The sequence below is a fragment of the Aquabacterium sp. A7-Y genome, assembly GCF_026153205.1.
Classification (GTDB): domain Bacteria; phylum Pseudomonadota; class Gammaproteobacteria; order Burkholderiales; family Burkholderiaceae_C; genus Caldimonas.
Genome location: NZ_JAPFBW010000045.1, coordinates 17,931 through 36,624 on the forward strand (window position 1 = coordinate 17,931; position 18,694 = coordinate 36,624).

Annotated in this window: 18 protein-coding genes and 3 tRNA genes; 16 read left to right on the plus strand and 5 right to left on the minus strand. The window is 67.9% G+C overall.

Features of this window, described 5'->3' with window-relative positions; genetic code table 11:
- Positions 1 to 3 precede the first annotated feature (3 nt).
- The gene (locus OOT46_RS27720; RefSeq protein WP_265406867.1) at positions 4 to 909 is read left to right on the plus strand and encodes a DMT family transporter; all 906 of its coding nucleotides are present in this window, start codon (positions 4 to 6) and stop codon (positions 907 to 909) included.
- Here OOT46_RS27720 and OOT46_RS27725 read toward each other — a convergent pair.
- A complete protein-coding gene (locus tag OOT46_RS27725; protein WP_265406868.1) occupies positions 892 to 1,842 on the minus strand; it encodes a LysR substrate-binding domain-containing protein in 951 nt (316 codons plus the stop codon). The two genes, OOT46_RS27720 and OOT46_RS27725, sit on opposite strands and share 18 nt — an antisense overlap.
- Before the next feature lie 69 nt (positions 1,843 to 1,911).
- Between OOT46_RS27725 and OOT46_RS27730 the strand changes: the two genes are divergently transcribed.
- The 7 genes from OOT46_RS27730 to OOT46_RS27760 all read left to right on the plus strand — a co-directional run bounded on the left by OOT46_RS27730 (position 1,912) and on the right by OOT46_RS27760 (position 6,890).
- Entirely contained in the window at positions 1,912 to 2,799 is an 888-nt protein-coding gene (locus OOT46_RS27730) for an alpha/beta fold hydrolase (RefSeq protein ID WP_265406869.1), read from the plus strand.
- A complete protein-coding gene (locus tag OOT46_RS27735; RefSeq protein ID WP_416136265.1) occupies positions 2,799 to 3,902 on the plus strand; it encodes a tartrate dehydrogenase in 1,104 nt (367 codons plus the stop codon). Before OOT46_RS27730 ends, OOT46_RS27735 begins: the two co-directional genes overlap by 1 nt.
- Positions 3,903 to 4,140: 238 nt before the next feature.
- On the plus strand, positions 4,141 to 4,413 hold the full coding sequence (locus OOT46_RS27740; RefSeq protein ID WP_265406871.1) for an HU family DNA-binding protein: 273 nt from the start codon (positions 4,141 to 4,143) through the stop codon (positions 4,411 to 4,413).
- A gap of 33 nt (positions 4,414 to 4,446) precedes the next feature.
- A tRNA-Val gene (locus OOT46_RS27745) sits at positions 4,447 to 4,522 on the plus strand.
- A 35-nt stretch (positions 4,523 to 4,557) separates the two neighbouring features.
- A tRNA-Asp gene (locus OOT46_RS27750) sits at positions 4,558 to 4,634 on the plus strand.
- A 193-nt stretch (positions 4,635 to 4,827) separates the two neighbouring features.
- Positions 4,828 to 6,723 carry a peptidylprolyl isomerase gene (locus OOT46_RS27755; RefSeq protein WP_265406872.1) on the plus strand — a complete coding sequence of 632 codons (1,896 nt, stop codon included), beginning with the start codon at positions 4,828 to 4,830 and terminating at the stop codon, positions 6,721 to 6,723.
- A 91-nt stretch (positions 6,724 to 6,814) separates the two neighbouring features.
- Positions 6,815 to 6,890 (plus strand) — tRNA-His (locus OOT46_RS27760).
- A 126-nt stretch (positions 6,891 to 7,016) separates the two neighbouring features.
- Here OOT46_RS27760 and OOT46_RS27765 read toward each other — a convergent pair.
- A complete protein-coding gene (locus OOT46_RS27765; RefSeq protein ID WP_265406873.1) occupies positions 7,017 to 8,132 on the minus strand; it encodes a 3-deoxy-7-phosphoheptulonate synthase in 1,116 nt (371 codons plus the stop codon).
- A 116-nt stretch (positions 8,133 to 8,248) separates the two neighbouring features.
- Between OOT46_RS27765 and OOT46_RS27770 the strand changes: the two genes are divergently transcribed.
- Positions 8,249 to 8,971: a hypothetical protein gene (locus OOT46_RS27770; RefSeq protein ID WP_265406874.1), complete on the plus strand. Its 723-nt coding sequence runs from the start codon at positions 8,249 to 8,251 to the stop codon at positions 8,969 to 8,971.
- A gap of 70 nt (positions 8,972 to 9,041) precedes the next feature.
- On the opposite strand, the gene OOT46_RS27775 is transcribed toward OOT46_RS27770, so the two are convergent.
- Entirely contained in the window at positions 9,042 to 9,527 is a 486-nt protein-coding gene (locus OOT46_RS27775; RefSeq protein ID WP_265406875.1) for a YaiI/YqxD family protein, read from the minus strand.
- 311 nt (positions 9,528 to 9,838) lie between these two features.
- On the opposite strand from OOT46_RS27775, the gene OOT46_RS27780 reads away from it, so the two are divergent.
- The 3 genes from OOT46_RS27780 to OOT46_RS27790 all read left to right on the plus strand — a co-directional run bounded on the left by OOT46_RS27780 (position 9,839) and on the right by OOT46_RS27790 (position 13,559).
- Positions 9,839 to 10,741, plus strand: a complete 903-nt coding sequence (locus tag OOT46_RS27780) for a hypothetical protein (RefSeq protein WP_265406876.1) — start codon at positions 9,839 to 9,841, stop codon at positions 10,739 to 10,741.
- Between the two features lie 263 nt (positions 10,742 to 11,004).
- Positions 11,005 to 12,891, plus strand: coding sequence for a type IV pili methyl-accepting chemotaxis transducer N-terminal domain-containing protein (locus OOT46_RS27785; protein ID WP_265406877.1), 1,887 nt, complete (start codon positions 11,005 to 11,007; stop codon positions 12,889 to 12,891).
- Positions 12,888 to 13,559 carry a LuxR C-terminal-related transcriptional regulator gene (locus OOT46_RS27790; protein ID WP_265406878.1) on the plus strand — a complete coding sequence of 224 codons (672 nt, stop codon included), beginning with the start codon at positions 12,888 to 12,890 and terminating at the stop codon, positions 13,557 to 13,559. Before OOT46_RS27785 ends, OOT46_RS27790 begins: the two co-directional genes overlap by 4 nt.
- On the opposite strand, the gene OOT46_RS31065 is transcribed toward OOT46_RS27790, so the two are convergent.
- Positions 13,507 to 13,890, minus strand: a complete 384-nt coding sequence (locus tag OOT46_RS31065) for a LysR substrate-binding domain-containing protein (protein ID WP_416136266.1) — start codon at positions 13,888 to 13,890, stop codon at positions 13,507 to 13,509. The genes OOT46_RS27790 and OOT46_RS31065 overlap by 53 nt on opposite strands.
- Between OOT46_RS31065 and OOT46_RS31070 the strand changes: the two genes are divergently transcribed.
- The 3 genes from OOT46_RS31070 to OOT46_RS30830 all read left to right on the plus strand — a co-directional run bounded on the left by OOT46_RS31070 (position 13,858) and on the right by OOT46_RS30830 (position 16,354).
- Positions 13,858 to 14,238 (plus strand): CoA transferase, encoded by a 381-nt coding sequence (locus tag OOT46_RS31070; protein WP_416136267.1) that lies wholly within the window; start codon positions 13,858 to 13,860, stop codon positions 14,236 to 14,238. The genes OOT46_RS31065 and OOT46_RS31070 overlap by 33 nt on opposite strands.
- Positions 14,239 to 14,244: 6 nt before the next feature.
- Positions 14,245 to 14,436, plus strand: a complete 192-nt coding sequence (locus OOT46_RS27800) for a hypothetical protein (RefSeq protein ID WP_265406880.1) — start codon at positions 14,245 to 14,247, stop codon at positions 14,434 to 14,436.
- Between the two features lie 373 nt (positions 14,437 to 14,809).
- Positions 14,810 to 16,354, plus strand: a complete 1,545-nt coding sequence (locus tag OOT46_RS30830) for a methyl-accepting chemotaxis protein (protein ID WP_322114302.1) — start codon at positions 14,810 to 14,812, stop codon at positions 16,352 to 16,354.
- 180 nt (positions 16,355 to 16,534) lie between these two features.
- On the opposite strand, the gene OOT46_RS27815 is transcribed toward OOT46_RS30830, so the two are convergent.
- Positions 16,535 to 17,698, minus strand: a complete 1,164-nt coding sequence (locus tag OOT46_RS27815) for a hypothetical protein (protein WP_265406881.1) — start codon at positions 17,696 to 17,698, stop codon at positions 16,535 to 16,537.
- A 240-nt stretch (positions 17,699 to 17,938) separates the two neighbouring features.
- On the opposite strand from OOT46_RS27815, the gene OOT46_RS27820 reads away from it, so the two are divergent.
- Positions 17,939 to 18,574: an SMI1/KNR4 family protein gene (locus OOT46_RS27820; RefSeq protein WP_265406882.1), complete on the plus strand. Its 636-nt coding sequence runs from the start codon at positions 17,939 to 17,941 to the stop codon at positions 18,572 to 18,574.
- Positions 18,575 to 18,694 lie beyond the last annotated feature (120 nt).

Consider the following 18,694-nt stretch of genomic DNA (forward strand, 5'->3'; position numbering starts at 1 on the left):
GCCATGCAGTCGCGGCAAAGCGGCCTGGTGCAGGCCATGCCCTGGGTGTTCGTGCTGATCTGGAGCACCGGCTTCATCGTGGCGCGCTACGGCATGCCCTATGCGCCGCCGCTGAAGTTCCTGGCGCTGCGGTTCGCCTTCTCGATCGCCTGCTTCCTGCCGTGGATCGTGCTGGCACGGGCGGCCTGGCCGCGTGGCACAAGGCAGTGGGCCCACCTGGGCGTCACCGGCGTGCTGCTGCACGCGGGCTACCTCGCCGGGGTCTGGGCGGCGGTGAAGGCCGGCATGGGCGCGGGCACAATCGCGCTCATCGTCGGGCTGCAACCTGTGCTCACCGCGGTCTGGCTGGCCGCCCGGGGCGGCTCGGACACCCGGGCCAGCGCACGGCAGTGGCTGGGGCTGGCGCTCGGCTTCGCGGGGCTGGCGCTGGTGGTCGGGCGCAAGCTGGGGGTGGGCGAGCTGAACCGCCTCAACCTCGGCCTGGCGGTGTTCGCGCTGTTGTCCATCACGGTCGGCACGCTGTACCAGAAACGCCATGTCGCGTCCTGTGACGTCCGCACCGCCAACACGGTGCAGCTGCTCGCGGCGCTGGGGGTGTCGCTACCCCTTACGCTGCTGGAGCCCGAGGCCATCGTGGCGCATCCGCACTTCATCGGCGCGATGGCGTGGTCGGTGCTCGGCCTGACCCTGGGCGGCAGCTCGCTGTACTACCTGCTGATCCAGCGCGGCGCGGCCACCCGCGTCACCAGCCTGCTTTACCTCGTGCCGCCTTGCACCGCGGTGATGGCCTGGATCCTGTTCGACGAAACGCTCGCGCACACCACCCTGCTGGGCATGGCGCTGGCCGCACTCGGCGTCTGGCTGGTGGTCAAGTCGGCCGCGGCGCCGGTCTCAGCGCGGGCCGGCTGAAGGCCGGGCCCAGGGCGGCGACGCGAACCACTTCACCAGGTGGTCCTGCAGCAGCCTCAGGCGCAGCGGGGCTGCGCTGCCCTGGGCGCGCTGCGGCGCGATCCAGTGCACGTCGGCGTCCAGCATGGCATAGCCGGGCAGCAGGTGCACCAGCCGGCCGTCGGCAATGGCCTCGTGTACGTCCCACAGCGAGCGCAGCATGATGCCGTGGCCGGCAAGGGTCCAGTCGCGCACCACCTCGCCGCTGTTGCTCGACAGCGCGCCCTGCACACGCACGGTGACCGGCCGGGCCTCGCGCCGCCGCTCCACCGGCGAGAGCCGCCAGTGGGTCGGGCTGCCGTCGTGCTCGCGCACCACCAGGCAGGCATGCTGCTGCAGGTCCGCCGGCGTGGCCGGCCGGCCGCGGCGTGCCAGGTAGTCCGGCGCCGCCACCAGCACCCGCCGGTTGATCGCCAGCTTGCGGGTCACGGCATGGGGGTCGCGCGGCGCCCAGAGCCAGACCGCGGCATCGACGCCGCCGGTCGTCAGGTCGGGCAGCTGCTCGGTCAGGTTCAGCTGCACTTCCACCTGGGGATGGCGGCGCTGGAAATCGCCCAAGGCCGGCGCCACCCAGGCGCGCCCGAAACCGAAGCTCGAAGCGATGCGCACCAGGCCGCGCGCTTCCTTGCGGCGCTCCTGCAGCTGGTCTTCCAAGGCCTGCAGGCCGTCAAGCAGCTGCCGCGCCTGGCGGCAGAACAGCTCGCCTTCCTCCGTCAGAGCGAGGCGCCGTGTGGTGCGGTTGAACAGTCGCACGCCCAGGCGTGTCTCGAGCGCGGACAGGCGCTTGCTGACGGCGGGCGGCTCCAGCTCCAGCTGGCGGGCAGCGCCCGCCAGGCTGCCCTGGGCGGCCACCTGCAGCACCAGGTCAAGATCGGGTCTGTCGATCGAATTCATTCCTGCCAGGAAAGAGAGGCTTGGCCGATTATTGCTTGCGGCCCTGCCTTCGGTTCGCACAATGGGGGCATGTTCAGTGCCTACAGCTCACACACGGTCGACCTCGGTCCGGTTCGCCTGCACCTGCGTTCGGGCGGCAGCGGTCCGGTGCTGCTGCTGTTGCACGGTCATCCGCAGAGCCATGTGATGTGGCACCGGGTCGCCGACACCCTGGCACGGCACTTCACCGTCGTCGCGATGGACCTGCCCGGCTATGGCGACTCCTCGCGGCCACCGGCCGACGAGGCGCACGAGAACCACAGCAAGCGCCGCATGGCCGCGCAGGTCCACGCGGCCATGTGCCGCCTCGGCTGGCCGCGCTATGACGTCTGCGCGCATGATCGGGGTGCCCGCGTCGCGCACCGGCTCGCGATGGACACGCCCGATGCGGTGCGCCGGCTGATGTTGCTCGACATCGCGCCCACCTTGGCGATGTACGAGGGCACCGGCGAGGACTTCGCGCGGTCCTACTGGCACTGGTTTTTTCTGGTCCAGCCGGCCCCGCTGCCGGAGCGGCTGATCGAGGCCGACCCGGTGTTCTACCTGCGCAGCGTGATCGGCCGCCGACACGCGGGGCTGGCGGCGTTCGATGCGGTGGCCCTGGCCGAGTACGAGCGCTGCATCGCCGTGCCGGGCTCCGCGACCTCGATCTGCGAAGACTACCGTGCTTCGGCGGCCATCGACCTGGTGCATGACCGCGAGGACGTCGCGCAGGGCCGGCGCCTGGAACAGCCGCTGCGCGTGCTGTGGGGGGCGCAGGGTGTGGTGGCGCGCTGCTTCGACGTGATGTCACTGTGGCGGGAGAGGGCCGCGATGGTGAGCGGCCGCTCCCTCGATGGCGGCCACTACATCGCCGAGGAGCAGCCGGACGCGCTGGTCAAAGAGATGCTCGAGTTTTTTGTTCAAGGAGTGAAATGATGACCACGGCAAGCAAGAGCACCTTGCGCATCGCCGCCATCGCGGGCGATGGCATCGGCAAGGAAGTGATGCCCGAGGGCCTGCGCGTGCTCGACGCCGTGTCGCGGCGCTTCGGCATCAAGCTGGAGGTCGACGAGTTCGAGTTCTCCAGCTGGGACTACTACGAGCGGCACGGCCGCATGCTGCCCGAGGATTGGAAGGAGCAGATCGGCGGCCACGACGCGATCTTCTTCGGTGCGGTCGGCTGGCCCGAGAAGATCCCCGACCATGTCTCGCTGTGGGGCTCGCTGTTGAAGTTCCGGCGCGAGTTCGACCAATACGTCAACCTGCGACCGGCGCGCCTGATGCCCGGCGTGCGCTCGCCGCTGGTGCGGCGCGACGGCAGCCCGCGCCGGCCCGGCGAGATCGACATGATGATCGTGCGCGAGAACACCGAGGGTGAGTACTCCAGCGTCGGCGGCCGCATGTTCGAAGGCACCGAGCGCGAGGTGGTGATCCAGGACACGGTGATGACCCGCACCGGTGTCGACCGGGTGCTGAAGTTCGCCTTCGAGTTGGCGCAGTCGCGCCCCAGGAAGCACCTGACCTCGGCCACCAAGTCCAACGGCATTTCGATCACCATGCCCTATTGGGATGAACGGGTCGAGGCAGCGGCGCGGGGATATCCCGAGGTGAAAGTCGACAAGTTCCATATCGACATCCTGACGGCCCACTTCGTGCAGAGACCCGAGTTTTTCGACGTGGTGGTGGCGAGCAACCTGTTCGGCGACATCCTCAGCGACCTGGGCCCGGCCTGCACCGGCACCATCGGCATCGCGCCCTCTGCCAACCTCAACCCGGACCGGCGGTTCCCCTCGCTGTTCGAACCGGTGCACGGCTCGGCACCGGACATCGCCGGCCGCGGCATCGCCAACCCCATCGGCCAGATCTGGTCAGGCGCGCTGATGCTCGACTTCCTGGGCCATCGCGAAGCGCACGATGCCGTGCTGCAGGCGGTCGAAACCGTGCTCGATCCCACGAACGGGGGCCCCCGGACCCCTGATCTGGGCGGCGCCGCGTGTACCCGGGACATGGGACAAGCCATCGTCGACGCCTTGCGCTGATCCCAGTGCCGGCGCGGCCTGACAGGGCGTTGTCAAGCGTGGAAGCACGCGGGATCCTTCACTCTTTAACCTCCCCAAATGCGCATAGAATCCGCAACCGCGCTTGACACTGAGTAGGGCGGTGGCTGTAATTGGTCGCGCAGTAGACGATACACACGGGCGCGCGACCTGTTGCTCATGCGCGTTTCATCCGGCCATGCCGAGATTCAACTGAGACACCTTTGAGAGGGGGTACTTTGTGAACAAGACCGAGCTGATCGAGCACATCGCCAAGCAGGCCGACATTTCCAAGGCGGCCGCGACGCGCGCCGTGGAGGCCATGATCGGCGGCGTGAAGACCACGCTGAAAAAAGGCGGGACCGTCTCGCTGGTGGGTTTCGGCACCTTTGCCGTGGGCAAGCGTGCGGCGCGCAGCGGCCGCAACCCGCGCACGGGCGCCACCATCAAGATCAAGGCAGCGAAGGTGCCGAAGTTCCGTCCCGGCAAAGCTCTCAAAGACGCACTAAACTGATGTTTTCTCGCCGCGGTCCGCGGCGCGTTTCCCGGGTGCTTAGCTCAGTTGGTAGAGCGGCGCCCTTACAAGGCGTAGGTCGGGGGTTCGAACCCCTCAGCACCCACCACCGGGAAGCGGCAGCGGACACAAGCGGTATCCCGGGGAGTGGTAGTTCAGTTGGTTAGAATACCGGCCTGTCACGCCGGGGGTCGCGGGTTCGAGTCCCGTCCACTCCGCCAAGCGCCCTGGTGGCTTCCCGCCGCGGCGATGGCAACACGATGAAGGCGAACCTCGGTTCGCCTTTTTTGCATTCATTCTTCTCTCTCAGGCCGTGGGCGGCGAGTTGCCGGTCTGACGTGAAGCGCGAGGTATCGATCTTGGCTCCGCGCCCCGGCGCGGTTCACCGTCGACTTTGAGTCCGAGGTTCCTTCGATGTTTGAATTCGTCCGCAACAACACGCGTGTCCTGTTCTTCCTGCTGTTGTTGCTGATCATTCCCGCCTTCGTCGTGGTGCAGGGCTACAACCAGTTCGCCGAGCGCGCGGAGACCGTCGCCAAGGTGGCCGGCCAGGAGATCACGGCGCCCCAGCTCGATGCCGCGCACCGCCAGCAGGTCGAGCGGGCCCGCGCGCAGATGCCCGGCATCGACAGTGCGATGCTCGACACGCCGGAGATGCGCCGCCAGACGCTGGAGGGCATGGTGCGCGAGCGCGTGATGCTGGCCGCCGCGGACAAGCAGCACCTGGTCACGACCGACGAGCGCCTGCAGCGCCTTTTCGTCACCGATCCCCAACTGGCCTTCCTGCGCAACCCCGACGGGACGCTGAACAAGGACATGCTGGCCGCCCAGGGCATGAGCGCGCAGATGTTCGTGCAGCGGCTGCGGCAGGACATCTCGATGCGCCAGGTCATGCAGGGCGTGAGCGACAGCGCGTTGTCCACCCCGGCGGTCACCGACATCGCGCTCGACGCCTTCCTGCAGCAGCGCGACATCCAGGTGGCCCGCTTCGACGCCAAGGACTTCATCGCGAAGGTCAATCCGAGCGAGGCCGAGCTGAACGCCTATTACAAGGACCCGGCCAACGCGGCGCAATTCCAGTCGCCTGAGCGCGTGAAGATCGAATACGTGGTGCTCGACCTGGAGGCGATGAAGAAGGATGTCACCGTGAGCGAAGAGGATCTGCGCAAGCACTACAAAGAGAACGAAAAGCGCTACACCACGCCGGAGGAGCGCCGCGCCAGCCACATCCTCGTGAAGGCCGACAAGAGCGCCCCGGCAGCGCAGCGTGCGGCCGCGAAGGCCAAGGCCGAGAAGCTGCTGGCCGAAGTGAAGGCCAAGCCCGAGAGCTTCGCCGAGGTGGCGAAAAAGAACTCCGACGACCCCGGCTCCGCAGTCAACGGCGGCGACCTTGAGTTCTTCGGCCGCGGCAATATGGTCAAGCCCTTCGATGACGCCGCGTTTGCGCTGAAGAAGGGCGAGATCAGCCCGGTGGTCGAGAGCGACTTCGGCTTCCACATCATCCTGCTGACCGACAGCCGCGGCGGTGCGACCAAGCCTTTCGAGGAGGTGCGCGCGGAGCTCGAGAACGAGGTGCGCACCCAGCTCGCGCAGCTGCGCTACAGCGAGGCCTCGCTGCAGTTCGGCAACGTGGTCTACGAGCAGGCCGACAGCCTCAAGCCGGTGGCCGAGCAGCTGAAGCTGCCACTGCAGACCGCCGAGAACGTCACTCGCACGCCGGCTCCCGGTGCGCAAGGTGCGCTGGCCAATCCCAAGTTGCTGGCGGCGGTTTTCAACGACGAGTCGCTGCGCTCCAAGCGCAACACCGACGCCGTCGAGATCGGGCCGAATCAGGTGGCCGCGGCCCGCGTCATCGAGCATGTGCCGGCTCGCGTGCGCCCCTTTGAGGAAGTGAAGGCGCAGGTGCGCGAGCGTGTGGTGGCTCGCCAGGCTGCGGAGCTGGCCAGGAAGGAAGGCGAGGCCAAGCTGGCCGCCTGGCAGAAGGCCCCCGACAGCGCCACGCTGCCGGCGGCGGTGAAAGTGTCCCGCCTGCAGCCCGGCGAGGTGAGCCGCCCGGTGGTCGAGGCCGCGCTGAAGGCCAAGGCCGACAAGCTGCCGGCGTTCACCGGGGTTGACCTGGGCACGCAGGGTTATGCGGTGGTCCGCATCAATGCCGTGAGCGGCCGCGCCAGCGTGCCGGGCGTCGAGCAACTGCCGCAGCAGTACACTCAAGCCTGGGGTGCTGCCGAGAGCGAGGCGTATTACGAAGCGCTGAAGAACCGCTTCAAGACCAAGATCACCTACTCGCCGAAGCCGGCCGCCGCCGAGTGATCGGCTGCGGGGCCGACCCGGGCGGTCCCGAACATCGACGAAATCTCTTGCACAGGTTCTCCGAGATGTGGCTATAATTTCGGATTCTCTGGTGGCTGTAGCTCAGTTGGTAGAGTCCAGGATTGTGATTCCTGTTGTCGTGGGTTCGAGTCCCATCAGCCACCCCAAGATTCAAGAGGCCCTCCGCGTGAGGGCCTCTTTGTTTTGCGCGTGCTATTTCGGGCGGTAAGAAGCGGAGTCGACGGGCTCCGAGTCAGCATCCGGTGACTTTGCGGCCCTCGAGATCGCCATCCTCATCCACGGCGGGTCTTCACGGCCTGCGCCAGGCCGTGCAGCACCGCCTCGGTCTGGCTCCAACCGATGCAGGCGTCAGTGATCGAGACGCCGCGTTGCAGCGGCAGACCCGGCTTCAGGTCCTGCCGCCCTTCCTCGAGGTGGCTCTCGATCATCAGCCCTGCGATGCGGCGCTCGCCGGCGGCGAGGCGGCGCGCGATGTCGGCCGCGACATCGATCTGGCGCCGGTGCTGCTTGGCCGAGTTGGCGTGCGAGCAGTCCACCATCAGCGTCTCGCGCAGCCCCGCCTTGGCCAGCGCGGCGCAGGCAGCGTCGATACTGGCCTCGTCGTAGTTCGGTCCCTTGGAGCCGCCCCGCAGGATGACGTGGCAGTCGTCGTTGCCGCGGGTCTCGAAGATCGCCGCTTGGCCCATCTTGGTCATGCCCATGAATGCATGGCTGGCGCGCGCCGCCTGCAGCGCGTCCACGGCGACCTGCACGCCGCCATCGGTGCCGTTCTTGAAGCCCACCGGGCAGCTGAGGCCCGAGGCCAGCTGACGGTGGCTCTGGCTCTCGGTGGTGCGCGCGCCGATCGCACCCCAGCTCACCAGGTCAGCGATGTACTGCGGGCTCAACAGGTCCAGGAACTCGGTGCCACAGGGCAGGCCCAGCGCGCTGATCTCCAGGAGCAGCTCACGCGCGCGGCGCAGCCCTTCGTTGATGTGGAAGCTGCCATCCAGGCGCGGGTCGTTGATGTAGCCCTTCCAGCCCACCGTGGTTCGCGGCTTCTCGAAATACACACGCATCACCAGCAGCAGCTCGCCGCGCAGTTCGGCGTCGAGCGCCTTGAGGCGCCGCGCGTACTCGATGGCCTGATCGTGGTCGTGAATCGAGCAGGGGCCCACCACCACCAGCAGCCGGTCGTCGCGGCCGCGCAGCACCTGCGCGATGCGCGTGCGCGCCGCCTCCACCAGCGTCTGCACGGCCTCCGGGATCGGCACTTCGTCGAGCAGCAGCGCGGGTGAGATGAGCGGCCGCACGGCGCGGATGCGCACGTCGTCGAGGCGGGTGAGGTCCTGCGTGCTGTCGGCGTTGCCAGCCTCTTGGTCGTGCAGGGGGTCGTCGATGCGGGTCATGGCGTGCGTCCTGTAGGGATCCTGTCCTGGCCCGGCAGAACTCTCATGAGCCTGCCGCCGGACCGGATTTCGGGGCTCGGGGAGCCGGTCAGGACGAGATGCTATCAGCGCGGGACATGGCGCCCTGCGGCGCGATTCGGCGGGCGAGCATCGTACCGCGCAGGCCCACCACAATGACCGTTCGGATGTTGCCCCGCTGCCAGGCGGTGATCCGTGCGGCACACTGCGCAGCCCGGCAACTGCGACAAGAGAAAACCCATATGGCCATCAAGCGCATCAAGAAGGAACAGGTCGACGCTGGCAAGAAAGAGCTGCCCCGAAAGCTGGCCTACCTGCAAGAAGAGAAGATCGACTACGAGGCGGTCACCCACAACGAGGACACCGACGAGTGGAGCGTTGAAATGTCCTCGGTGGCCTTCCGTGCCCTCGCGCGCAAGCGGGCTGAGCTCAAGGAGCTGAAAGCCGAGCAGAGAGACCTGGTGCGCCAGGCAGCGCTGGTGCCGGAGCTGCAGAAAGACCGGGAACAGCTCGCCGCCCTTCGTGAACAAAGCGAAGCGACCCAGAGCGAGCTGCGCAAGGCCTTGCGCAGGATCAAGCTGCTGGAGAAGGCGCTGGGTATCGAAGCCGGCGCCAAGCCGGGTGCGGCCATTCCGGTGGCCGGCGAGGTGCAAGGCCAGACGGTTCCGCTGGCCGCGACAGCCGCCGTCGACAACGGCAAGGGCAAGCGCGCGCCCAAGGTGTCGACGGCCAAGGTGGCCCAGCAGGCCGCCACGGCGGACCCGGGCGACGATGCCGGCCTTGCCACGGATGCCATGGCGGAGGCCCTGCCGGCGGTGTGACCGGTCCATTCGCGGCGGTTCTCGCCTGGACCGCTTCCTCGGCCTCGCGAAACGGGAGGGACTGCAGTTCTCAACGAGAGCGCCGTGGCTGGGGCCAGCGCCCCGCCAGATACAGGTCCAACTGCCGTGCGAAGGCCTGACGGTCGGCCGCCGACAACGCGCTCGGTCCTCCGGTGTCGATGCCGCTGCTGCGCAGACTGTCCATCAAGTCACGCATGCGCAGGCGCTCGTCAATCGTGTCGGGGCTGAACGGTTCTCCGCGCGGCGAGACGGCGTGGGCATCGCGCGCCAGCACCAATGCGGCCAGCCCGATGTCTTGCGTCACGACGAGATCGCCGGGGGCCACCTGTCGCGCGATCTCGTCATCGGCGACATCGAAACCCCGCGCCACCCGGAGCGTGCGGATGTAGGGCGACGGCGGCACATACAGGTCCCGGTTGGCGACCAGCGTCATCAGCAGCTGCGAGCGCACGGCCGCGCGAAACAGGATGTCCTTGATGACCTTCGGGCAGGCGTCGGCATCGACCCAGAGGCGGCGGGAGGGCCGGTCGCTCATCGCTGAACGCCGAAGGTGCCGCGTACCGTGCGACGGGCTGGACCGGCCCCGGCGACATGGCCGGGCGACGGTCTCCTCATCCGCACCTGCGCGGTCTTGCAATCCCCGGAAGTGGACATTCGAGATTCCTAGGTGGCAGCATTTCCGGTCTCCGCGCGAGCGGTCGACAGGTAGACAGGTGCCAGTATGCCGGGTCCCGCTTTCAGAGCCGGTGCAGGTTCGCAAACCTGCCCGGTGCTTCGCGTCACACGACTCCGCGGGGTTCCGACGGGGTAGTCTGGACTGCCTTCAATCCTCGGAGGCACATCGTCATGGATCCTTCTCGTCTCGGACGCGGCTCTCCCTATGGCTCGAGCTACGGCTACTCGTCGAGCGCCCCGGCCAGCACCTACCACCGCGACTACCACCGGCCCCGCCCTGCAAACCAGCCCGGCCCGCTGAACGCGCTGCCGCCTTCCCACGCGAGCGGGCACGGCGGCAGCTTGCGCCTGGCCCAGCTCCCGGGCAGCGCCAGCATCCCGCCGGAACTCCAGCAGCATTCCCAGCATGCCTTCATGCACCAGCCCGCCGGCCTGCCGCCGCCGACGGGTCCCAATCCGCACACCGCGCCCTATGGGCAGGGGCTGATGCAGTACCCAGCCGATCGGCACGCGATCCAGGCGGCGCACCAGCAACTGCAGTCCAATGGCTACCAGTTCGCCGGCTACCACGGGACCAACCAGGCGTCGATGGAATCCATCTACCACCGCGGCCTGGACGCCTCGCGTACCGGGTCGGCCAGCGGCACCGAGAAGGGCAGCGGGTTCTACGCCTCGCACCAGCCGGGTTACGCGGAAGACTGGTCCGACATGGCGACCCAGACCGGAGAAGATCCCAAGCCCCCCTACTACGAAGCGCCGCGCTATCAAGGCAGCCGGGGCCAACCGGCGGTGGGTCGGGTGTACGTCCAGGGCATGGACACGATGCAGCCGGGCCGCGACCTCGCCTGGGGCGTCCAGCCGTCGGCCGGAGACCCGAACCACGACAAGGCGCTCCGGGCGCACCATAGCAGCTCACCTCCGCATGCGGAACTGGAGGTCGTCATTGCGCCGCACGCCTACCACAACGTGGCGGTGATCCCCTCGGGCGGATCGGAGTGGGACCAGGCCCATCTGCGCGGGTCCCGGGCGAACTGGCCCTCACACGAGGCGCCGCCCGACTACGGGCGGCGGTGATCACACGGGCGGGAGGTCCCGAACGCCGCGCTTCGGCGCGGCCCGCCCTCTCGACGTCCTTGTCGGGCGAGCAGCGCCGTGATCTCTTGGCGGCTGGTGAAACGGTGCCCAACGGCCGAGTCTCCAGCGCTCTTCCCATTCAGCACACTGGCCGAGCTTGCCGCACATCAAAGCCCGGCCGCACCCCCATGCGGTGGAGGCTCTGCACCTGACTTCTTGATGCCGATCAAGGCTGCATGCGCATGCTTGAGGATCATCGGCGCATGAAACGAACGCACTGGCCCCTGGCCTCCAAGCTGCTGGGCATCGGCCTCGCCTTCCTGCTGCTGGCGCTGCTGTCCATCGCGATGACCTTGTGGGTGTCCTGGCAGCTGGAGGGGGGAGCCGCTGCCGTGAACGAAGCCGGCCGGCTGCGCATGCAGACCTATCGCATGGCACTGCAGGCGCAGCCCGGCGCCAGCGACGCCGAGCGGCGCCGCACCGTCGAGGCGATGGAGGCTGGCCTGGAGCGATTGCGCGTCGGCGACCCGTCGCGGCCGCTGTTCGTGCCCTGGAACGCCCACACCCGCCTGCAGTTCGCCGACCTGCAAGCCCGTTGGCCGGGGCTGCGCGAGCCCTGGCAAAGGCGGGCGTCGCCGGCGCCCCTGGAGCAGGTGGATGCCTTCGTGGCCCGCGTCGACGCATTTGTCGCCAGCATCGAGCAGCAGTTGTCCGACTGGACGGCGGTCCTGCGCGGATTCCAGTTCGCGATGGTGCTGCTGGCGATCGCGAGCACGGTGGTGCTGATGTACACCGGCCACCTGTTCGTGCTGGAGCCCCTGCAGCGCCTGCGCAAAGGCTTGGCGCAGGTGGCCGACGGCAACTTCGCGGCCCGGGTGGAGAAGACCTCCGATGACGAGTTCGGCCAGCTGGCGCAAGGCTTCAACACCATGGCCGCGCACCTGCAGGCGCTGTACGGCCAGCTCGAAGCCAAGGTCGCCGAAAAGACCGAGAGCCTGGAGACCAAGCGCCAGCGCCTGGCGGCGCTGTACGAGGTGAGCGCCTTCATCGCCAAGGCGGAATCGCTGCCGGCGCTGGCGCAGGGCTTCGCGCCGCTGATGCGCCGCATCGCACAAGCCGACGCCATCGCGGTGCGCTGGTCCGACGAAGGCAACGAGCGCTACCTGATGCTGGCCTCGGACGGCTTGCCGGCCGCGCTGAGCGCCCAGGAGCAGTGCCTGCAGGCGGGCCACTGCCATTGCGGCCAGCCGGTGCAGCAACCGCGCATGCGTGTCATCCCGATCAACTCCAGCGAGCCGCCCGCGGGCGGCCGCTGCTCGCAGCTGGGCTACCGCATGCTGCTGACCCTGCCGGTCGCGCTGCACCAGCGTGTGTTCGGCGAGATCGACCTGTTTTATGCCGAGCCTCGCGAGGTGGGTGAGGAAGAGCGTGCGCAGTACGAGACGCTGGCCAGCCATCTGGCCGGCGGCATGGAAAGCCTGCGTGCGGCGGCGCTCGACAAGGAGGCCGCGGTGGCGCAGGAGCGCACACTGCTGGCGCAGGAGCTGCACGATTCGATCGCCCAGTCGCTGGTTTTCCTGAAGATCCAGGTCGCCTTGCTGCGCCAGGCGATGAAACGCAGCGACGACGGCGCGATGCAGCGCAGCGTCGACGAGCTGGATGCCGGTGTGCGCGAGTGTTATGGCGACGTGCGCGAGTTGCTGCTGCACTTCCGCACGCGCACCAACGACGAGGACATTGCCACCGCGCTGCGGGCGACCTTGCAGAAGTTCGAGCACCAGAGCGGCTTGAACACCGAGTTGCAGATGCACGGGCATGGCGTGCCGCTGCCCGCCGATGTGCAGATCCAGGTGCTGCATGTGCTGCAGGAAGCGCTGTCCAACATTCGCAAGCACGCGCAGGCGAGCCACGTGGTGCTGACCGTGGAGCCGTCACCGGTGTGGCGTTTTCAGGTGAAGGACGACGGCTGCGGCTTCGATCCGCAGGCCCGGCAGGCCGAGACCCATGTCGGCCTGCGCATCATGCGGGAGCGGGCGGCGCGCGTGGGCGCCGCGGTGGAGCTGGCGTCGACGCCGGGGCAGGGGACCTGCGTGACGCTGACCTTGAAACATCAACCAGACGAGGCGGCCGCCGCCGGAACAAGCACATGACTCACGACCCGCCCATCCGCCTGCTGGTGGTCGACGACCACACCTTGTTCCGGCGCGGCCTGATCGCCTTGCTGAGCCAGTACGCCGACTTCCAGGTCGTGGGCGAAGCGGCTGACGCCGGCGAGGCGCAGCGGCGGGCGCTGGCGCTGCAGCCCCAGGTGATCCTGCTCGACAACCACCTGTCCGGCGTGTCGGGGATCGCGGCCTTGCCGGCGTTGAGGGAAGCGGCACCGGCCACCCACATCCTGATGCTCACCGTGAGCGAAGACGAGAAGGATCTCGGCAATGCGCTCAAGGGGGGCGCACGCGGCTATGTGCTGAAGACGGTGGACGGTGACGAACTGGCAGACGCGATCCGGCGTACCGCGCGCGGCGAGGCGGTGGTCAGCGCTGACATGACGGGCAAGCTGGTGAGCGCATTCAAGGCGATGAGCGACCCGGTGCCCGCCGCGGCGGCACCGTCCGGCGACCTGCTGGACAGCCTGTCGCCGCGCGAGCAGGAGATCCTGCGCTTCATCGCCCAGGGGGCCAGCAACAAGGCCATCGCCCGCTCGCTGGACATCGCCGAGACCACGGTCAAGATCCACGTGCAGCACATCCTGCGCAAGCTCAAGCTCAGCTCCCGGGTGCAGGCGGCGGTGGTATTGGCCGGGCGTTCCGGCGTCTGAAAGGCCCGGTCCGGGGCTCTTCAAGTAAGCTTGAACGGCGGGCGGTGACGACAGTGCCGAGGTCGCTGTCCGCCTGGTCGCGATGTTCACAAATGGTCGTTACCAGGTCGCGCAAGAACAAGGGAGTCTGCTCGACCTCCCGCACGACCACAAAGCGGTTCCGTACCGCCCAGGCGTCCGAGAGTGGAACCACCGCAATCCGCATGTGGCTGGCATAGCGACGTGCGGCCGATTCGGGCGCAATCCCCAAGCCAACATCCGCCTCCGCCATCAAGCACACGGCCTCGAAGCTGTCGACTTGAATCCTCGGGCGCAGTGGTGGCTGTCCCATGGCTCCACCGCGAGCGGGTGCGTCACATGCCACCTTTATCCGTACGGCCCGTTCCCGGCCGGCGATGGCAGGACGGTGATGTTCGGGCTGCAGAACGAGCGTGAGTGGCAGGCGTTCTGCCATGTGGTGCTCGAGAACCCGTCCTTGGGGGACGATCCTCGTTTCGCGTGCAACGCGCTGCGCAACGCGCACCGCAGCGAGTTGCGTCACCTCATCGTCGAGTGTTTTGCATCGCTCAGCAGCAGCGAGGTGCGCGAGCGCCTGGATCGCGCGCAGCTCGCCAGCGCGGACGCTAACGAGCTGCGCGACGTGTGGCGGCATCCGCAGCTGGCGGCGCGCCGGCGGTGAACAGAGGTGGAATCGCCCGTCGGTGCCCTGCCTGCACTCAAGCCGCCGGGCCTGAACGACCGGTTGGAGTATCGGATGGACCCGATCCCGGCGCTCGGCGAGCACAACAGGTCCATCTTCCGAGAGCTGGGGCTGGACGAGGCAGACGTCGGCGACGGTCCCTATGCGGGTGGTTTTCGCGAGGACATGGTGCCATGACACTGTTGACTTGCCCAGGACGGCACGACGGGCCGCGACGACGTCGTTGCCCCGACGCAATGCTTTAGATGTTCCACATCTGATTGCCGCTCTTGTGCATGGTTGCCCTCGCTTTCAAGGCTTCGAGGTGACTCCACGGTGGACCGCCGCAAGGGTTCGCTTCGTGGTGCCGCATCTGATGGAGGTGTGATGGCGGCATGCTCGCCTGCAGAGGCCTTCGTACACACAAACAAATTTTGCTCAAGTTCATGCCCGTTTGGCCGATGTCCCAAAGACCTTCCTGACAGAGGCCCGGCTTGCCTGGCCCTCCGATCACGCCTGCGCGCGGCGCGCGGCGGGTCGGCGGCGCCATGCCATCTGGACCGGCAGACCCATGTTGATCAAGAACCTGAGCATCAAAACCCGGCTTATCTTTGTGCTGTCTTTCCTTGCCGTGCAATTGGCCGTCGGCGCCCTCATTGGCATCTTCAGCCTGCGCGAGGCCAACCAGTCGATGGCGACGATGTACGACGACCGCCTCGTCGCGTTGGGGCAGTTGGACCGCGTGATTCGATTGTTGAACCTCAACCAGACGCTGCTGGCGCAAGCCCTGGTGCTGCCGCCCGACCGGGTGGCGACACATCTGCGCGCGGTTGACGAGAACGCGGCCCAGATCGACCAGGTGTGGAAGCAATATCTCACCACCTATCTGACGCCGGAGGAAAAGGCGCTGGCGGGCGAACTCGACCAGGCGCGCCAGAAGATGCTGCACGACGGCCTGCGGCCGACCTTGGCCGCGCTGCGAGGCGGCGACGTGTCCAAGGCGACCGAACTGCTGATCGGGCCGGTCACGGCACTCTTCATTCCCACCCGTGAAGCGGGTGACAAGCTCATCAGCCTGCAACTGAACGAGTCGGCGGCGCTACGCGCCGCGGCCCAGGCGCGCTACGAACTGGTGCGCAACTGGTGCACCTTAGGGGTCCTGTTTGGGCTGCTGGTGGCAGCCTGTGTCGGCGTCTGGCTGGTGCGCTCCATCGTCGGCCCGCTCTCGACCGCGGTGCGCCTCACCGAGCGCGTTGCCGAGGGTGACCTGACACAGCGCATCGAAACGACCGCCGGCGACGAGACCGGGCAGTTGCTCAAGGGCCTGCAACGCATGAACGAGGGGCTGGTGAGCATCGTGTCACGGGTGCGCAACAGTTCCGATTCCATCGCGACGGGTTCGACGCAGATCGCGAGCGGGAACCAGGACTTGAGCCAACGCACCGAGGAGCAAGCCAGCAATCTCCAGCAGACCGCCGCGTCGATGGAGCAACTGACGGCGACGGTCAAGCAGAACGCTGACACGGCGCGTGCAGCGACGCAGTTGGCCCACGGTGCGTCGGCGGCAGCGGCAGAAGGCGGGCGCGTGGTCGGGCAGGTGGTATCGACGATGAACGACATCACGCAGGCGTCGCGAAAGATCGCCGACATCATCGGCGTGATCGACGGCATCGCTTTCCAGACCAACATCCTCGCGCTCAACGCTGCCGTGGAAGCGGCGCGCGCGGGCGAGCAAGGCCGCGGGTTTGCCGTCGTGGCAGCCGAAGTGCGCAGCCTTGCTCAGCGCTCGGCCCAGGCCGCGAAGGAAATCAAGGTGCTGATCGGCGACAGCGTCACGAAGGTGGAAAGCGGTTCGGCCCTGGTCAACGAAGCGGGCGAGTCGATCACCGACATCGTGCGGCAGGTGAGCCGGGTGCGTGACCTGATCGAGGAGATCAGCTCGGCCACGGCGGAGCAGAGCAGCGGCATCGGCCAAGTGGGCGACGCGGTGCAACAGCTGGACCAGGTCACCCAGCAAAACGCCGCACTGGTCGAAGAAAGCGCCGCGGCCGCTGCCAGCCTGAAACACCAGGCGGGCGAGCTGGCCCGGATGGTGGCGGTGTTTCGTCTCGCCTGAGCGACGGCACTGGGGGGCGTCGGATCTTTGGAGGTCAGACCGTCCGGTGGCCGAGCGGAAGAGGTGCTGGCGCTGCTCAGATGCGCGGTCGATGACACCCGCGGCCGGGAGGACAGGAAGCGTTGAGCCGGTCCCGGCGCGAGAAACACACGGCGAGGAGGCTGCGCCGTGCTACATGGATCACGCTGCTGCCTGTGCCTCGCTCACGGTCAGCTCCACCGCGTCGCCTCGATAGCTCAGCGCGGCGCTCAAGCCTGCGGCAAGAGGCGAACAGCTGTAGTCCTTGAACTCCCCGGTGAGGGCCGATGCCCGCAGCAGCGTCCACCTGCCCGGGCCGATGCCGTCCGGCAGCACCACCACCAGGGTGCCGCCCCGCAGCGAGACCGGGCCGCGCACCTCCAGCGAGGCACAGCGTCCGGCGTCGAGCACGGGGATCTCCAGCGTACAGCGGCCCAGCGTCAGCGCGCCGGAAAAGATGCCGCCCGCTCCCGCGGTCGCCAGGCGACCTGCCCAGAGCTCGAGTTGCGGCGTCGCGAGTTCGCCTGCCAGCTGCACCATTGCTTGCCCCGTCGTCTGCTGGAAACTCTCCACGCCCAGGTAGCTGCCGGGGCCGATGATGATGCTGCCGTGGTTGTCGAGCACGGGCGTATCGACCCGGGCATCGATCAGTTCGAGGCGCCCGCTGCCCTCCAGCCCCGAGGGGGAAATCTCGTATCTGCCGGCCGCCTCTCGGCCGGGCACCGGCCGGCCGCCGGTGCCGGTGAACAGCACCTCGCCGTGGTAGCGGATGCTGCGGAAGAGGCGGCTCTGCGGCGCATCGCCCGAGGCACGCGCGAACTCCAGCCGCGCCCCGCTGCCGACCTGCCAATGCGCGATCCCGTGCAGTGCACCGGTCCCGACATCCACCCGCATGCGGCCGCCGATGCTCACGCTGCCTTCGATCCAGGTCTGCGAAGCAGGGCCTCCCAACAGCACCAGCTCCGCCCCCGCGCGGACCTGCACGTCTCCGGCGTTCTCCCAGGCCGGCCCGGCCACGTCGCTGCTGTCGAAGCAAAGCCGGCCCTGTTGCACCTCCAGCCGGCCCTTGTTGCGGAATCGGCCTGTCGGCGCGAGTTTGATCTCGGTCGCACCGGGGCCTGTTTTGCAGTAGGTGCTCTGGATCTCGAGCTCGCTATGGACGGTGCAGTCGTGCCCCTCCGGGCCGGCCTCGTCGACGAGGCGGCCACCGTGGCAGATGAGCGTCTTGCTCTCGAAGGCCGCGAGCGGACGGTCCGGCGGCCAGTGGGCGTCCCTGTGGACGCGCAGTTCGATCGCGGCCGCGGGCGGCTGCCAGGAACTGTTCATGTTCGACTCTCCCTGATGATCTTGATATAGGCGCGCTTGCCGCGCTTCGCCGGCAAGCGCTGCGGCGCCGGCCGGGCCTGCATTGTCATCGGGTGAGGGGGTGGGGCCACTGTTGGGAATGACAGGGTGCGCCCGGCTGTCGCCGGGAGGCCAGCCTGGCACTCCTCACAGCTTGGCTGCGCAGCGGGCAGCCACTATGGTGCGCGCCACCAACGAGAAGGCACAAGGAAGAGGGGTTGAATGAAAAACGACATCTGGGACCGCCTGGATCCGTGGCTGGCCCGGCACGCGCAGGAACTGTGGGCGGTGATGAATCCGCCCGCCACGATGGCGCAGATCGAGGCGGCCGAGCACCGGCTCGGGCATGCGCTTCCGGCAGATGTGCGGGCCGCTTATCTGCGGCACGGCGGTACGGCGGATTCGACCCGCGAGGACGGGCCCTATTTCTTCCACTATGCCGCCTGGTGCAGCCTGGAGGCGATGGTCGAGGATTGGGAATCCCACTGCAAGCTCATCCGGACCTGCAGGGAGGATCCCGGCTACGCAGAGCTGTTCCCCGAAGAGGACGAGTCGTGGCGTGATCTGGAGGTGCGGCCGGAATGGGGCAGTCCGAACCGGATCCCGCTGGGCCGCACCAACACGGCCAACACGCTGTTCATCGACCTGCAACCCGGACCGGCCGGCGTGCGCGGGCAACTGCTGACGGACGGCGGCATGGGGGAAGCCAAGGTGGTGGCGTCCAGCCTGGGCCAGTACCTGGAGACACTCTGGGCCCGCATCGAGCAGGACCAGATCTGGTGGCATCCCGACAAGGGCTGGGTGATCGCCGCAACCGGCGCCCATCTTCTTGGGTGGAACCCTTTGTATGGCATGTGAGGGACTCAAGCCGTGCAAGGGAGGGCGTGCAAGCCGACGCTTTCTTCCCCCCCATGCGGGTGGAATGCACAAGGCCCGCAACGCCCTACACTGCGCCCGGCATGGCGGCCATGGATGTAC

Excerpts from the sequence above, each read along its gene's own strand:
- OOT46_RS27720 (WP_265406867.1), top strand. The coding sequence starts at position 4 with ATGCAGTCGCGGCAAAGCGGCCTGGTGCAGGCCATGCCCTGGGTGTTC.
- OOT46_RS27725 (WP_265406868.1), bottom strand. The coding sequence starts at position 1,842 with ATGAATTCGATCGACAGACCCGATCTTGACCTGGTGCTGCAGGTGGCC.
- OOT46_RS27730 (WP_265406869.1), top strand. The coding sequence starts at position 1,912 with ATGTTCAGTGCCTACAGCTCACACACGGTCGACCTCGGTCCGGTTCGC.
- OOT46_RS27735 (WP_416136265.1), top strand. The coding sequence starts at position 2,799 with ATGACCACGGCAAGCAAGAGCACCTTGCGCATCGCCGCCATCGCGGGC.
- OOT46_RS27755 (WP_265406872.1), top strand. The coding sequence starts at position 4,828 with ATGTTTGAATTCGTCCGCAACAACACGCGTGTCCTGTTCTTCCTGCTG.
- OOT46_RS27765 (WP_265406873.1), bottom strand. The coding sequence starts at position 8,132 with ATGACCCGCATCGACGACCCCCTGCACGACCAAGAGGCTGGCAACGCC.
- OOT46_RS27770 (WP_265406874.1), top strand. The coding sequence starts at position 8,249 with ATGGCGCCCTGCGGCGCGATTCGGCGGGCGAGCATCGTACCGCGCAGG.
- OOT46_RS27775 (WP_265406875.1), bottom strand. The coding sequence starts at position 9,527 with ATGAGCGACCGGCCCTCCCGCCGCCTCTGGGTCGATGCCGACGCCTGC.
- OOT46_RS27780 (WP_265406876.1), top strand. The coding sequence starts at position 9,839 with ATGGATCCTTCTCGTCTCGGACGCGGCTCTCCCTATGGCTCGAGCTAC.
- OOT46_RS27785 (WP_265406877.1), top strand. The coding sequence starts at position 11,005 with ATGAAACGAACGCACTGGCCCCTGGCCTCCAAGCTGCTGGGCATCGGC.
- OOT46_RS27790 (WP_265406878.1), top strand. The coding sequence starts at position 12,888 with ATGACTCACGACCCGCCCATCCGCCTGCTGGTGGTCGACGACCACACC.
- OOT46_RS31065 (WP_416136266.1), bottom strand. The coding sequence starts at position 13,890 with ATGGGACAGCCACCACTGCGCCCGAGGATTCAAGTCGACAGCTTCGAG.
- OOT46_RS30830 (WP_322114302.1), top strand. The coding sequence starts at position 14,810 with ATGTTGATCAAGAACCTGAGCATCAAAACCCGGCTTATCTTTGTGCTG.
- OOT46_RS27815 (WP_265406881.1), bottom strand. The coding sequence starts at position 17,698 with ATGAACAGTTCCTGGCAGCCGCCCGCGGCCGCGATCGAACTGCGCGTC.
- OOT46_RS27820 (WP_265406882.1), top strand. The coding sequence starts at position 17,939 with ATGAAAAACGACATCTGGGACCGCCTGGATCCGTGGCTGGCCCGGCAC.